This is a genomic window from Nocardia otitidiscaviarum, from assembly GCF_007362295.1.
GTDB lineage: Bacteria > Actinomycetota > Actinomycetes > Mycobacteriales > Mycobacteriaceae > Nocardia > Nocardia otitidiscaviarum.
Window position 1 is genome coordinate 3,702,436 of sequence record NZ_CP041695.1, and the last position, 12,860, is coordinate 3,715,295.

At 65.3% G+C, this 12,860-nt stretch carries 14 protein-coding genes; 8 read left to right on the forward strand and 6 right to left on the reverse strand.

Going from position 1 to position 12,860, the window contains the following annotated elements:
* The first annotated feature begins 65 nt into the window (after positions 1 to 65).
* Together FOH10_RS16440 and FOH10_RS16445 are read left to right on the forward strand one after the other, a co-directional pair.
* Complete coding sequence (locus FOH10_RS16440; protein ID WP_029924614.1) at positions 66 to 512, forward strand: hypothetical protein; 447 nt, start codon at positions 66 to 68, stop codon at positions 510 to 512.
* A 221-nt stretch (positions 513 to 733) separates the two neighbouring features.
* Positions 734 to 2,332 carry an HNH endonuclease signature motif containing protein gene (locus FOH10_RS16445; protein WP_143981396.1) on the forward strand — a complete coding sequence of 533 codons (1,599 nt, stop codon included), beginning with the start codon at positions 734 to 736 and terminating at the stop codon, positions 2,330 to 2,332.
* A gap of 357 nt (positions 2,333 to 2,689) precedes the next feature.
* Here FOH10_RS16445 and FOH10_RS16450 read toward each other — a convergent pair whose 3' ends face one another.
* Entirely contained in the window at positions 2,690 to 3,118 is a 429-nt protein-coding gene (locus tag FOH10_RS16450; protein WP_143981397.1) for a DMP19 family protein, read from the reverse strand.
* A 43-nt stretch (positions 3,119 to 3,161) separates the two neighbouring features.
* On the opposite strand from FOH10_RS16450, the gene FOH10_RS16455 reads away from it, so the two are divergent.
* Together FOH10_RS16455 and FOH10_RS16460 are read left to right on the forward strand one after the other, a co-directional pair.
* Positions 3,162 to 4,334: a hypothetical protein gene (locus FOH10_RS16455; protein WP_143981398.1), complete on the forward strand. Its 1,173-nt coding sequence runs from the start codon at positions 3,162 to 3,164 to the stop codon at positions 4,332 to 4,334.
* A complete protein-coding gene (locus FOH10_RS16460) occupies positions 4,331 to 4,651 on the forward strand; it encodes a hypothetical protein (protein WP_143981399.1) in 321 nt (106 codons plus the stop codon). The genes FOH10_RS16455 and FOH10_RS16460 overlap by 4 nt, the downstream gene beginning before the upstream one ends.
* 3 nt (positions 4,652 to 4,654) lie before the next feature.
* Here the strand turns inward: FOH10_RS16460 and FOH10_RS16465 are convergent, their stop codons facing one another.
* Positions 4,655 to 5,212: a putative immunity protein gene (locus tag FOH10_RS16465; RefSeq protein ID WP_143981400.1), complete on the reverse strand. Its 558-nt coding sequence runs from the start codon at positions 5,210 to 5,212 to the stop codon at positions 4,655 to 4,657.
* A 94-nt stretch (positions 5,213 to 5,306) separates the two neighbouring features.
* Positions 5,307 to 6,032: a TetR/AcrR family transcriptional regulator gene (locus FOH10_RS16470; protein WP_143981401.1), complete on the reverse strand. Its 726-nt coding sequence runs from the start codon at positions 6,030 to 6,032 to the stop codon at positions 5,307 to 5,309.
* Positions 6,033 to 6,100: 68 nt separating this feature from the next.
* On the opposite strand from FOH10_RS16470, the gene FOH10_RS16475 reads away from it, so the two are divergent.
* Positions 6,101 to 6,970 (forward strand): NmrA family NAD(P)-binding protein, encoded by an 870-nt coding sequence (locus FOH10_RS16475; protein WP_143981402.1) that lies wholly within the window; start codon positions 6,101 to 6,103, stop codon positions 6,968 to 6,970.
* A gap of 327 nt (positions 6,971 to 7,297) precedes the next feature.
* Here the strand turns inward: FOH10_RS16475 and FOH10_RS36285 are convergent, their stop codons facing one another.
* On the reverse strand, positions 7,298 to 7,795 hold the full coding sequence (locus FOH10_RS36285) for an alpha/beta hydrolase fold domain-containing protein (protein ID WP_425326148.1): 498 nt from the start codon (positions 7,793 to 7,795) through the stop codon (positions 7,298 to 7,300).
* Positions 7,796 to 7,803: 8 nt separating this feature from the next.
* Positions 7,804 to 8,808 (reverse strand): ketoacyl-ACP synthase III family protein, encoded by a 1,005-nt coding sequence (locus FOH10_RS35680; protein WP_143981404.1) that lies wholly within the window; start codon positions 8,806 to 8,808, stop codon positions 7,804 to 7,806.
* A gap of 291 nt (positions 8,809 to 9,099) precedes the next feature.
* On the opposite strand from FOH10_RS35680, the gene FOH10_RS16490 reads away from it, so the two are divergent.
* The 3 genes from FOH10_RS16490 (at position 9,100) to FOH10_RS16500 (ending at position 12,004) form a co-directional block, all read left to right on the forward strand.
* Positions 9,100 to 10,227 carry an acyl-CoA dehydrogenase family protein gene (locus tag FOH10_RS16490; protein ID WP_143981405.1) on the forward strand — a complete coding sequence of 376 codons (1,128 nt, stop codon included), beginning with the start codon at positions 9,100 to 9,102 and terminating at the stop codon, positions 10,225 to 10,227.
* Positions 10,228 to 10,301: 74 nt separating this feature from the next.
* Positions 10,302 to 11,732: an amino acid adenylation domain-containing protein gene (locus tag FOH10_RS16495; protein WP_186000957.1), complete on the forward strand. Its 1,431-nt coding sequence runs from the start codon at positions 10,302 to 10,304 to the stop codon at positions 11,730 to 11,732.
* Positions 11,729 to 12,004, forward strand: a complete 276-nt coding sequence (locus tag FOH10_RS16500) for an acyl carrier protein (RefSeq protein WP_143981407.1) — start codon at positions 11,729 to 11,731, stop codon at positions 12,002 to 12,004. Before FOH10_RS16495 ends, FOH10_RS16500 begins: the two co-directional genes overlap by 4 nt.
* Before the next feature lie 56 nt (positions 12,005 to 12,060).
* On the opposite strand, the gene FOH10_RS16505 is transcribed toward FOH10_RS16500, so the two are convergent.
* Entirely contained in the window at positions 12,061 to 12,543 is a 483-nt protein-coding gene (locus FOH10_RS16505; protein ID WP_186000866.1) for a response regulator transcription factor, read from the reverse strand.
* Positions 12,544 to 12,860 lie beyond the last annotated feature (317 nt).

A 12,860-nucleotide genomic window follows, 5' to 3' on the forward strand; every position in this document is an offset into this window, starting at 1 on the left:
TTGCCCAAACCGCAACGAACGTCCGAACTTTGTCGCTTCAGCCCATCCCACCTACGGTATCCCCCATGGCAACGCTCGCAATCGACGATCTGCCCGCCCCGGCCGCGAATGTCCTGCGCCGACGAGCTCGAGCGGCCGGCCAGCCCCTCCCCGACTACCTCCGCGCGGAACTGACCCGCCTCGCCCGCACCCGCGTGCCGGTAGACGCCATCGTCGATTTCCTCGAATCGGACAATCCGCCCAGCGATTCCGCCGAATTCGATGCCACCACAACAGCATTGAGCGCCGAATACAACCTCCCTCCGGAAACCGTGCAGGTCCTCACCCGCCGCGCGAACGCCACCGGCATCCCCCTCCCCGACTACATCCACCGAGAACTCCTCACCCTCGCCCGCCGCACCTCGATCGACGACGTGGTCCTCGAACTCCGCGAGGTCCAACAACAGAACCCCGAACTCCAGATCGACATGGAAGCGGTGATTTCCGCCGTCCGCTACGCCCGCGCGGATTAGACCCACCCGACCGAACGGACCGAGGACGCGGCGGCCGGTTGCCGACTGTCGGGACGTCGGTGGCCTGACGCGCATGAGCTGACGCCCCCGCGACGCTCGAACGAACTCACGGGCGAAACCAGGACGGCGCAAATCAATCCGCTTCCCGACTTAACTGAGGATATTCAGTTCACATTCTCTTTTTTATTCTGCCGCAACCAATTTCGCGGTAGAATAAGGACATGAATTCGGAGGGGGAAATCCAGCAGTGCGATCCCGCGCTCGCCGCACTGGCGGCGGCGATCGACGCGCTGTTGGCCGAGGACCTGACCGGATTCACCGACACCGCATTCGCCGCCCGCGTGCAAGGACTGGAAGCGTGTCGCCGTCGCCTCGAAACGGTCGGGCATCGACACGTGATCGAGATCAACGACCGACAGTTGTGGACCACCACCGGATCAGTGGGGTTGTACCGGTACCTGGTGCAAACCCTGCGGCTGGCCAAAGCCGACGCCGTCGCACGGGTGAAGGGCGCCGCGCAGCTGGGAGTGATGACCAGCGCCTACGGCGAGCCGTGCGAACCCCGTTTGCCCGCCACGGCGACCGCGCAGGCCGCGGGGGCGATCTCGGGGGATCACGCGCGGGCGGTGATGCGGGTGATGGACCGCATCCCCGACGCGGTCGACACCGAACACCGCGCGATCGCCGAGGAACACCTCGCCGACGCCGCCCGCGCCGGGACGCCGGAGATGGTGGGCAAGGTCGGTGACCGCATCCTGGGTTACCTCGACCCCGACGGGACACTCACCACCGCCAAGGACCGCGCCCGCCTGCGGGCGGCCACCTTCGGGGAACAACGCCTGGACGGGATGAGCCCGTTCCAGGGCTGTTTCGATCCCGAACTGCGGGCCATGGTCGATACCGTGTTCGCGAAGTGGGCGCGCCCGGGCATGTGCATGCCCGACGACCCCGACAGCCCCCAACTCGGCGTGCATGATCCCGACGGGTTCGACCCGAACCGGTGGGCAGCCGCCGTCGGGCGCGACACGCGGAATCCCGCGCAGCGGCGCCACGACGCGTTGAAAGCGTTCCTGTCCGCCAGCGGCCCGGACAACCTCGGTGCGCATCGCGGCCTGCCGGTGTCGATCGTGCTCACGATGTCGATCACCGACCTGGCCCGGGGTGCGGGGGTAGCGCGGGCGGCGTCGGGGACGACAATCCCGGTGCGGGAGGCATGGCGGATGGCGCAGGGCTCGATCCCGCTGTTGCTGCTCTTCGACGAAACCCAAGGCAAGCCCCTGTATTTGGGGGAGGGTGCAAGGATCGCGTCGCCATGGCAGCGGTTGGCCGCCATCGCCCGCGACCGGGGCTGCACCCACCCCGACTGCTCGGCACCCGCGACCATGTGCGCGATGCATCACCTGATTCCGTGGGCCGCGCACGGACCGACCGATATCGACAACCTCACCCTGGTCTGCGATGCCCATCATGCGCAGATCACCGCCGACCCCGAGGATCCGAGCGGGTGGGCCACCCACCGCCTCCCGGCGGGGAGCGCGGATGCCGGAAGGACGGCGTTCTGTCCGCCGACCTCGGTGGATCCGTACCGCCGGCCGCGGGTGAATCGGTTCCATCACCCCGAACAAGTGCTAGCCGAGAGTGTGAAACGCCGCCGCGCCCGACTGCTAACCGACCGCACGGGCACGGGCGCGGGCGCATCCCACCACGGCGCCGACCGCACGGGCCGCGACGGCCACGAGTCCCACCGCGGCGCCCAGCGCCAGGACGATCGGTATCGCCACGGATTCCGCAGTCGGGAGCCCCACCGCGCGCGGGAATAGGGCGCCCGTTCCCAGCCCTGATTCGAAACGCATACGCCCCCACAGCGATCTACCCGTCCTGCGGGAAGTCGGCGTGTCCCGGAGACATCTCGGGCCGCTACTCGACCATCGGAGTCGCGAACACGACCGGCTCTCCGAATCGCTTCTTCGAATCGCTTCTTCGAACCTGGCCCGTACGCCGCTCATCAGCGCGTAGCAACGCGAGCGTTCGCGGTGGGCACCAGCCCGATCCAACCAGCGCGACCAGGAGACCGTCACCCGAGCGCGAGCGAGGCGTCGAATACAGCGCTCCGTTATGCCTCGAGAGGCCATACTGTCGACGAGCGCTGAATCCGGCGATGAACCAAGCCCGGAGGACTACAAACCCGCGTTCGCATAGTCGAGAAATCCGGCTATCTCGTCGTCGAAGCTGGCATCACCGCGGAGATATTCGACACTGAGGAGCGTCAGATCCTGGCCGACGCTGGTCGGCACGGTGAAATCGGCCATGAACGCGTCGAAGTCCGCCAGATCCTCCGCGCACCGCGTCACAGCCCGTCGATAGAACGACAACGCAATGGGTGCGCCTACCGTCTGCAACATGTCGTCGCATTGCTCCAATCGCTCCCGCCCCCAGTTGTAGATCAGTTGCCCAAACCCACCGTTCTTCACCTGATAGTCGAAATCCGCCGCCATGACGGCGAGGTAGGCCAGGTCACGAATCGTTTCATCGAGATCCCCAGGGCTGTCGAGGATTTGCGCTGCCCGCTGTCCGAGATGTTGTAGCTGTTCGTTGTACACGCTCACGGACCCGAACCTAGCGCCCCGGCGCCGCCGGTAGGTTCGGGTCATGGGGAGACCGATCTCAATCCTGCGTCTGCCGAACAGATTCCACCGTCCACTCGCGATCGCGATCGGCCTCGTGGTGGCGGTGGCCGTCGCGGGCGTGCTGCCGGGTTGGTGGCGTGGGCGAGATGCCGACGAGTGGTATCGCGGGGATGTGGGGCGGGCGCGTGGGCTCGCCGAAGAGCTGGTGGCTTTCGAGGCCGATGACGATGCGGGGCGGGCCGCCGGGTTGGCGGGGCTCGCCGAGATGTGGGGGTTGCTCGTTCATCAGATGACCGCGTTGGGGCTGGCACAGGTGTGTCTGGAGTATCCGGAGTGGCGGGAACGCTACGCGCCCATAGCGACTCGCGCGGCGGCCAAGAGTCTGCTGCCCGAGATGCGCGCGGAGTTCACCGCGGCCTGGCACGGCCGGGACGGGATGGCCGAGCTCGACAGCACGGACGGACACGCCTACCTGTCCTATCCCGCTCTCGCGCTCGGTATGGCGCGCGTGGTCGATCCGGCGTTCCCGGCCGACCTCGCGGTCCGACACGACGCGGTGGTCGCCGCGCTCGCGCGCCGACTGCTCGCCTCCCCTACCGGCCTACTGGATACGTTTCCCGGCGAGGCGTACACCACCGACGTGGCCGCAGTGGCCGCCGCGATCGCGGTGCACGGGCGTGCGACCGGTACCGATCACACCGAGGTGCTGTCGCATTGGGCGCAGCGGGTACGCGAGGTGCAGATCGATCGAACCACCGGCCTGATCGTGCAGCGCATGGGGGTCGACGGCCGGCCCCATGACGCCCCGCGCGCATCCGGAACCGGTTTGGCGGCCTACTTCGCCGGATTCGCGGACCGGGCACTCGCCGCGGAACTGACAACGGCGCTGTTCCGCCAGGAGCGAACCATACTGGGCTTCAGTGCAATCGACGAGTACGGCGACGGCTACGACGGTCCCGGCGATATGGACAGCGGCCCCCTGATCCTCGGAACCTCCATCTCGGCAACCGGTTTCGCGCTCGCCCCGGCCCGCGCGTTCGGCCACCGCGATACCTTCACCCGCCTGTACCGCACCGCGAACCTCTTCGGCCTGCCGCTGCGCAGCGGCTCCCGCCTGCGCTTCGCCACCGGCGGCGCGATCGGCAATGCCCTACTGCTTGCCTTCCTCACCTCCGGCCCGGAGCTCGCGTCATGAGCGCCCCCGACGGTTCGCGACTCCGCGCCGTGTGGAAACCGCTGCGCATACCGCTGATCCTGATCGCGCTGTACCTCGCCCTGCATCCGATCGCGGCGGCATTGTCGGCACGGCACGGGTTCGGCTCACCCGATGGCATCGGCATCGCCTACCTGGCCGTCACCAGCATGCTGGTGTGCTTGCGCATGGTCCTGCTGGTCGTCGTCCCGGCGATCCTGGCCTACCGCCTCGCCGCGCACCTGGCCACCCGCACGCTGCTCCGTATCTCCACCGATCCCACCTCGAAGCCACCCGATCCCGCCCTGTCCACGAACTGAATCTCACTCGTTCACCGCTGCCCGCCGCAGCGACGCGTCCAGCTCTCGCCACAATTCGCCGACGCGCCCACGCCCGCTCGGGGCGGGCGGATACCGTCGCAGCACCCTGACCACGGTCGGACCCGCCAGCGCTACCGTCTCGGCGACGTGAGCGGCACCGACGGCGTGACCGTCACCGGCGTCGAGTTCCAAGGCATGGGCTGCGCATGCGGCCGACATGAGGATGTGCCCACCCTGGGTCGCCTTCGCCAGCGGGTGCAGATACGCGGCACCACCTGCATGGGCGGCCGCGCGCGCCGCCTCGGCCGCAGCCCGCAACTCCCCGGCGTCTCGCGCGGCCCGGTGAGCGTCGAGAGCGGCCACGCGCAACGCCTGTGTGCGCCGACCGCCGTCGACGAAACGGCGTGCCTCGTCGAGAACGATCCGCGGACGCCTGTCGTCCGGGCGATCCCGTTCGAAGATCGCCTGCACGCGCTCCGCGCAGGCCACCGCATAGGCCGTGACCTCGCGAAGCTCGGCCATGCTGAGTTCGATCGTCAGATCGCTGTCCGTCGTAGCCATAGCATTCAACCGTATCGTTGAACACTCGGTGGAGACTTTTCCGCGAAGAATCGAACTCAGCACGACAGAACCTTCGAACGAAGGTGCGGGGACATCACAGGGGATTCGAGGTCCGCTTCGAACTGGTGTCGGTGCGATTCTCTTCGGTTCGCCGCAGCCATTCCAGCAGCAGTGCCCGTTCGCTGTCGGTGAGCGGTAGTTCCGGCACCGCTGCCAGCAGTGCGACCCGGGCGTCTCGCAGTGTCGCACCCTGCGCGTCGGTGAGGATCGCACGCGTCACCGCCTCGAACATCGACGCTGCCAGGCCGGGGTCGCGCTGCTGCTGCGGGACGGACAGCAGCGACAGGGCGACACCAGTGCCGGCGGCATGGATGAGTTCGACGGCCCGGCTTTCATCGACCCGAAGCCGGCCCGTCGCCGCGACGCGGTGCACCCGCTCGCGCAGCACCCTCAACCCCGCCGCCGCGGCTGGCGATGCGACCCCCCGATGCGGGTCGGTGAGCAACGAGAAGACCGCTGGATTGGCCAGGGCGAAGTCGAGATGCATCTCCCACCCGGCGCGCAAATCCGCCACCGGGTCGTCCTCGTGATCGACGCGTTCCTTGTCGGCCACGTAGGCGGCGAAGACGTGTTCGGCGACGGCGTCGAGCAGCGCGTCCTTGTCTTCGAAGAACCGGTAGATGGTCGGCGCCTGCATTCCAGCCGCCTGCGCCACGGCGCGGGTGGTGACGGCATGCGTGCCCTTGTCACGCAGCAGCCGTGCCGCCACCTCGACGATGCGCTCCCGGGTCTCGTGCCTGCTCGATTTCGCCTCCGCCATGCGGACATCGTAACCGATGCTAGTATCGCCGTTGCTATCACCGTTATTTCCATTGATAAGGAGTTGTGATGATCATCGTCACCGGCGGTACCGGCCTACTCGGATCCCAGATCGTCGAGCAGTTACTGAAGCGAGTGCCCGCCGACCGAGTCGGAATCAGCGTTCGGGATCCCGATCGCGCCACCGGATGGGCCGAGCGCGGCATCCGGGTACGGCGCGGCGACTTCACCGACCCGCGGTCCCTGCGCGCCTCCTTCGACGGCGCGACGCAGGTGCTGATCGTCTCGACCAACCAGACCGGCGAGGCGGCAGCCGCCGCACATCGGGCGGCCGTCGACGCCGCTCGCATGGCCGGGGCCGAGCGAATTCTCTACACGAGTCACCAAGCCGCCGCGGCGGATTCGGTGTTCGCGCCGATGCCCGATCACGCCGCCACGGAGCACTACCTGGCCAGCACCGGCGCACCATTCACCGCCTTGCGAAACGGCTTTTACGCCAGCACCATCCCACTCCTGCTGGGCTCGGCGCTGGAGACCGGCGAACTGCGCGCACCGGCGGACGGTCCCGTGTCCTGGACCGCCCACGCCGACCTCGCCGAAGCGGCCGCGATCATCCTCGCCGACGAGAGCCGATTCGATGGACCGACCGCACCGCTCACCGCCCCACACGCACTCGATCTCGATGACATCGCCACGCTCCTCACCGATCTCACCGGCCGAACGATCCGGCGCGTTGTCATCGAGGACTGCGAGTGGACCGAGACACTGGTAGCCAGCGGCGTTCCTCCCGAACGCGCCGAACTGCTGCTGGGCATGTTCCGGGCGGCACGACGCGGTGAATTCTCCACTACCGCAGGCGCTCTCGCATACCTGCTGCGCCGCCCCACCACCCCGGTCGGCGCAGTACTATCGACAGCCCTCAGTCGACCGCGGTACTGACTTGTGCCCTGCGTGCGGTATCGCCTCGATTCCACCGACCACGTGTACTCGGCCATGCAGAGGATCGTCATCAGCGGAAAGATCACCAACGGCGTCGCGAACACGACGTGCGGTGGTGTCGAGTATCGGAACGCATCGATCGGGATCCCCGCGAGTATCGCCGCGAATATCTGCCCGAGAACAACCACCACTGCGCCGGTCAGCACCAAAGGCACTCCAGTCCCCTTGCCACGCAATAGAAGTACCGAACCGCTGCCCGATAGTCCCGCGACGAGGAGAAATGCCCAGGACAGCAGAATGAGCAGATTGTCCGCGGTGATTGTCGAATCACCTTGCGAAAAGTACTCGGCGTCTTGATACTTGCCTTCCTGCGACTGCATCCAGGCAGCGATCCGGTAGCGAATGTGCCCGACTCGAGTCCAACCCCGGAATGCCCGCGACACCACCTGTCCAGTCTTGACCCAACCGCTTCGTGAGCCAGGCTCCCACATGCTCAATCGCCTTGGCCGCCATGGTCGTCGGCGATGATGTGAAGCCGTGCACTGATTCGGGGTACACGCGCACGTCGAGGTCGTTGCCGGCGACGCAGAGGCGGGCCGCCAGGGCCAGGTTGTCTTCGAGCAGGATGTCCGAGGCTCCGACGACCAGGAGGGTCGGCGTCAGGTCGCGGAGGTCGCCGAACAGCGGTGAGATGTCGGGGTGGGTTCGGTCGGTGACGTGGCCGACGTATGCCGGGATGAAGTACTCGTCGCCGTACAGGCGGCCACCGGAACTGGGCGAGAACGTTCGCAGCCCGAGTCCGAGGGCACAACGACACTTCAGCACCGATTCGATCAGGCGCTGACGGATTCTAGAACCACCGCGGTTGTGGTCCCACCGAGCCCGTGGGCGAGTAGCAGGATGTACCGCCAATCGACACGCTCGACGTTGACGAGATAGTCCAGTCCCGCGAGGGGATCCGCCGGACCGATATGCCCCACGCGCCGCGAGAATTCCCACGGTGTGATATCGAGACGGATCGACAACGGTGCTAAAAATTGCTGCGCCGTCAGTTGCAGACCCAGGAACGGGCATACGACATGATCGATCTCGGGAATCGAGATACCAGCCTGTTCGGTCGCGGAACGAACCACCGCCCGGACGTCGTCGGCGATGACCTGCCAAATCCGCTCGCCATCCACCACCTCTTCATGACGGGTCCGCAGGTATACCGGACCGATGAGATTCTCGCGCTCGGGAGAGAAAGGGTTCAGCCCTCGCCCGATCGGCTCCAGTTCGGGGTCACTGTGCGATGCGATACCCGCGATCCGCGCGAAGCCCGCCTCTCGGGATACAATCACCGCCGCTGCCCCGTCACCAAATGGGTTGCTGGACGTCCGCCAGCGATCCACCTCGTGCTCACGCCAGCAGTCGCCCGCGGTAACGAGCGCGAGATCGTCCCCATTGCGTGCGGCGAGATACGCTGAAGCCAACTCCAGGGCCACCAAAGCGCCATCGCATCCGGCATCCAGATCACTGGCAAGGCACCGGCCGGTCGGTGCGCCCAACTGCCGGTGCACATAAGGCGCCCCGTGCCAGAGCCGACCGCCGGGGGTGAGCATCATGCAATGCAGCACGAGCGCGATTTTTTCTGGCGAGAGCCGGGATCGTTCAAGTGCCAGTCTCGCCGCATCCACCGCCAGATCGGGGGAATACTGTTCTTCCGCTGCAACGGTGACGGCGAGTTGTTGCGTATCGGCTGCGTCTCGTTTCGTCCATGCCCCGGCCGCCACAGCTTCGGCCACCGATACAGCCGGCGGCAGGACGCAACCCACTCCGGCGAGAAATACATCATCCACGATGAACGCTCCTACTTTCTTACCGAGCTCGCCCGCAGACGATGCTCGTAGGTGACTCCAGTCAAGTTCTAGGCTTTGTGCAGGCGCGCGTAAATTGAACCATTGCACTTGACCAAAGGTTCATGTCCGAAGGTTCTATTGAATGCAAGATCGCGGCTGAGCAAGGATGCAAGCAGGCCGACATCGACGGGATCAAAGTTCATCCAGTGAAACGCATGGCGGCATACCTTGTGGCCGCCATGCGGACTTCGTGCCGGACGCCAGTTTCCACATCTCGTTGCGAGGAAATAGATGGATTTTGCACTGACTGCCGCGCAGCTCGAGCGATACGCGACCTTGCTGGACGAGACACGGGATCGGCTGACCGACAGCGACACACCCACCGCAGACAGGTGGAAAACCGCTGCCGCCCTTGGTCTCACCGGCTTGTGCGTCCCAACCGAGTACGGCGGTAGCGGTTTCGGCGCTCTGGACACCGCACTGTGCCTGGAAGCATTCGGTCGCGGTTGCCCCGACACCGGACTCGTCTTCGCGATCTCTGCACACCTTCTCGCAGGCGCCGTCGCCGTTCGCGATTTCGGCAGCGAGCGCTTACGTCGCGACCTGTTGCCCAGCATGTCCACCGGAGATCTGATAGCGGCCAACGCCATCACCGAAGACGATGCGGGCTCTGATACCAGTCGCCTTGCGGTCACCGCACACCGGAGCGACAACACGTATGTAATCGAGGGGGAGAAATCCTTCGTCAGCAACGGTCCCACCGCCGACGTTCTCGTCACATATGCGGCCACGGCACCCGACGGCGGGTTCCTCGGTAACTCGGCGTTCGCCGTTCCGTCCGATCTTCCCGGCGTCCACCGTGGTCGGCCCTTCACCAAAATGGGACTGGAGGGCTGCCCGGCGGGGCGGGTGAGATTCCACGACTGTCGTGTGCCCGAAGACTATCTGCTCGGCGACGAGGGACAGGGTTCGGTGATCTTTGCCCACGCCATGACGTGGGAACGTGCCTGTCTGTTCGCCGCCTATATCGGCATGATGGACGACCAACTGGACCGCTGTGTCGCTCACGCGCGCCGACGCCGCCAGTTCGGCCGTCCCATCGCCAGATTCCAGGCCGTATCGCATCGCATTGCCGTGATGAAGCAGCGCCTGGAGAGCGCTCGGCTCATGGTGTATCGCGCATGCTGGCTGATCGATCAGGGCGCTGGCGAACAAACCGCGGCAGCCGCGCTGTCCAAGGTGGCGGTCTCCGAGGCCGCAGTCGCCAACAGCCTCGACGCCATTCAGATCTTCGGAGCGGAAGGATATCTGATCGAGGGAGGGATCGAGCGATACCTCCGAGACTCGGTACCCACGCGGCTGTTCTCGGGAACCACCGAGATCCAGCGGGACATCATCGCCCGGGAGATGGGCCTGTGAGGCTTCACGAATTGCTCTCGCTCTCGGCAGCGCGATATCCGGATCGGTTGGCGATCGCGGGCCCGTTGGGTGAGATGACCTACACCGAACTCGACCGGCTCGCGGCCGGGCTGGCGCATGAGCTGACGCGCCAGGGCATCGGTCACGGTCATCGGGTGATCGTCTGGGATGACAAGTCCCCCACAACGATTGCAGCAATGCAGGCCGTTCTGCGCGTGGGCGCGGCTTATGTACCGATCGACGGTTCCACTCCGCCGAGCCGAGTGGCTGCGCTCGCCGACGACTGCGGGGCGACTGCGGTGAGTTCCACGCGCCCACGCGTCGCGGGCATCCCTTCGGGCGTGGCGTGGCTTGATCCGTCGACCACACCTACCGCCTCCGACGAACCGACCGGCGCAGTCGTCGACGTCGTCCCCTCGGCTCTGGCCTATATCCTCTACACGTCGGGCTCGACAGGGGCCCCCAAGGGCGTCTGCGTCAGTCACGGAAATGCGTGTGCTTTCGTGGATTGGGCCGTTACCATGTTGGGCGCCGGGCCGGATGACAGATTCGCCAATCATGCCCCACTGACCTTCGACCTGTCGGTACTCGATCTCTACGCGGCATTCGCCGTCGGCGCCTCGGTCCATCCGATTCCCGCCGAACTTGCCTATGCGCCGGTTCAACTCGTCGAATTTCTGTGCGACCAGCGGATCACGGTCTGGTATTCGGTTCCGTCGGCCCTCACGCTGATGATGCGTGATGGCGGACTGCTCGACGCCCCGCCCCCCGCGTCGCTGCGTGCCGTTCTGTTCGCGGGAGAGCCGTTTCCCATTGGGCATGTTCGTGACTTGCGCGGATGGACCGGAGCGCGGCTGTTGAACCTGTACGGGCCGACCGAAACCAATGTGTGCACCGGGCGAGAGGTGACAGACGCCGACCTGTTGCGCGATCGGCCGGTGCCGATCGGACAGGCCACCTGCGGGAACAAAGTATGGGCCGAGCGGCTCGACGGAGTGGAGGCCGGACCTGGGGAGGACGGAGAGCTCGTCGTCGCAGGGCCGACGGTAATGCTGGGCTACTGGGGGCGGGGTCCGCAGCATGGGGTCTATCGCACCGGAGATATGGTGCGGGTCCTCGACGACCGGACCTTCGACTACCTCGGGCGGCGGGATCATCTACTCAAGATCCGTGGCCACCGCGTCGAACTCGGCGAGGTGGAGGCTACTCTAGCCGCGCATCCTGCCGTCGCCGAAGCTGTTGCGGCAGTACGGGGGACTGGAATCGATGCCCGTCTCGTCGCATTCGTGGTCCCCCTTCGTGATCACCGTCTCAGTGTGCTGGAAATCAAGCGGCACAACGCCGAACGGTTGCCTCGATACATGATCCCGGACGAGGTTCATCTCGCGTCAGAGCTGCCGAGAACCCGCACCGGCAAGGCTGACCGTGCTGCTCTGCTCGCGGCAGTGTCCGCACGCAAGCACGGAATACTGACCCCATCTGAAATTGCAAGGAGTACAACATGACACAGGCCGAGCTTGCCGAACGTCTGCTAACCTTCATCCGGAAACGGTTTCTCGATGACGATCCGGCCAGCCGTCTGGACGGCGAAACACCGCTACTCGACTGGGGAATCCTAAACTCGGTCAATACCGCTGAGCTGATCGGATTCGTCCGTTCGGAGTTCGACTGCACCCTCCACCAGTCCAGCGTCAACGTGCGCAACTTTCGCAACGCGAACAGTATCGCCACTCTGATCCTCGAGACGACCATGACCGGCCGGGGCCAGTCGGCGTGAGACTGTGCATCGGCGGGGTCGCCATCCGGAGGACACCCCCGCCGATGCAGTCGCGTTCAGCAGGTTGCCGCGTCCGCGTGGTTCGGCATGTAGGTGCATGAACATCGACGTCCTATTGTGTTGCACGCGTTCCGGCCGTGTTGCGCGAGCTGATAAGCATACGAGACCAACCCGGCCTGCAGCCGTGATTCGACACCGAGCTTTGCCATGATTCGCGCCACATGCGCCTTCACCGTGCGTTCGGTGATCTGCAACTGACCGGCAATGGCACGGTTGGATCGACCATTACCAAGCAGCCAGAACACTTGAATCTCCCGTGACGACAACAATGCTGCGCGCGCCGTCTCGTTCTGCCATCTCGAATGGGTAGTATCGATCAAGCAATCTTGCCGAACAAGTTCTCCCGGACCAAGCTCTTCAGACATAGAAACTTTCTTCCCATGACCCTGCGGGTTCACAATACCCGTTCCGATTTTTCGCACCGTTCGAGAGAAGCAGGCGACCATTTCCCTCGCGGCAACAGTAGCTTTCGCATACACAACGCAATCCGCCCGGATACAGCGGATGCACATGCTTGCACGAAACTACCGTTGGACGCCCTCAGTCAAACCGGACTCGCGTATCCCCCTTTTTACCAGGCGCTCCAATCAAAGTCATCCTACCTATCGGAATGATAGCGTACCCGGAACTTACTTCCAACCGGAACATACACATGAGGATGGCTCGTGACCCCCGACTCACCGCCACATGCCATGCAAGATGCCTACTGGCACAACAACATTCGTCTACCAGCGAGATCTTCCACTACTACACCTAGCAGCTCCTGTTGCGCCACAGTCGGTTTGCGATCCCAGCT

Coding starts and splice junctions, on each gene's coding strand:
- FOH10_RS16445 (WP_143981396.1), top strand. CDS start 734: ATGAATTCGGAGGGGGAAATCCAGCAGTGCGATCCCGCGCTCGCCGCA.
- FOH10_RS16440 (WP_029924614.1), top strand. CDS start 66: ATGGCAACGCTCGCAATCGACGATCTGCCCGCCCCGGCCGCGAATGTC.
- FOH10_RS16495 (WP_186000957.1), top strand. CDS start 10,302: ATGACCTACACCGAACTCGACCGGCTCGCGGCCGGGCTGGCGCATGAG.
- FOH10_RS16460 (WP_143981399.1), top strand. CDS start 4,331: ATGAGCGCCCCCGACGGTTCGCGACTCCGCGCCGTGTGGAAACCGCTG.
- FOH10_RS16475 (WP_143981402.1), top strand. CDS start 6,101: ATGATCATCGTCACCGGCGGTACCGGCCTACTCGGATCCCAGATCGTC.
- FOH10_RS16500 (WP_143981407.1), top strand. CDS start 11,729: ATGACACAGGCCGAGCTTGCCGAACGTCTGCTAACCTTCATCCGGAAA.
- FOH10_RS16470 (WP_143981401.1), bottom strand. CDS start 6,032: ATGGCGGAGGCGAAATCGAGCAGGCACGAGACCCGGGAGCGCATCGTC.
- FOH10_RS16490 (WP_143981405.1), top strand. CDS start 9,100: ATGGATTTTGCACTGACTGCCGCGCAGCTCGAGCGATACGCGACCTTG.
- FOH10_RS16455 (WP_143981398.1), top strand. CDS start 3,162: ATGGGGAGACCGATCTCAATCCTGCGTCTGCCGAACAGATTCCACCGT.
- FOH10_RS16465 (WP_143981400.1), bottom strand. CDS start 5,212: ATGGCTACGACGGACAGCGATCTGACGATCGAACTCAGCATGGCCGAG.